Source organism: Martelella limonii (assembly GCF_013344475.1).
GTDB classification, from domain to species: domain Bacteria; phylum Pseudomonadota; class Alphaproteobacteria; order Rhizobiales; family Rhizobiaceae; genus Martelella; species Martelella limonii.
In genome coordinates, this window is sequence record NZ_JABUOU010000035.1 from 1 (window position 1) to 624 (window position 624).

The 624-nt window shown below is 65.2% G+C and carries 1 pseudogene; it reads right to left on the reverse strand.

The features are described from left to right. A pseudogene (locus HPQ62_RS20925) lies at positions 1 to 624 on the reverse strand (hypothetical protein); the annotation flags it as partial.

The following is a 624-nucleotide window of genomic DNA, read 5'->3' on the forward strand; positions in this document are numbered from 1 at the left end:
GGTGGTGGCGCCGGTATAGGTGGCGCTCTGGGTCAGGATCAGCGTACCGGCGCCGGCCTTTTCCATCTGCGTGGCCGCAGACGCCTCGCCGAGCGTCACATCCATCGTGACCACGGTCGCGGCAGGGCTCACCGTCACCGTCACCGGCCCGGACGGGTTGACGAGCGTCAGCATCTCGCCCGAACCGCCCTGAAGATCGTAATTCTGCGAGAAGGTCATGCCCCCGACCTGGATCGCCGCCGTGCTGTCGACCGTCACCGTGCCGGGATTGCTCTCGAACACCGCGATCGCATTCTGAAGCCATGCCGTATGCATCGTCACCGGATCGTCGGACCAGTCGGTCCCGCCCGTGGCCGTCCATGTCCCGTTGCCGCCGAACCCGGTCGAGGCCGCCGCCTGGTTCGGGTTCCAGTAGGTGTCGGAGGCCGCAATCTCGATATAGAGATAGGAGACCATGTCATCGACGATCGTGAAGCCGGCGCCGACCAGATTGGTGACCGCGCCGACGAGCATCGACGGGCTGCCATAGTCGAACAGATTGTAGCGCCCGGCAGACAGCGAACCGAGGTTGGCGACCGTCACATTGACAATGCCGCCGGAGATGTCGAGACCCGCCGTCGACAC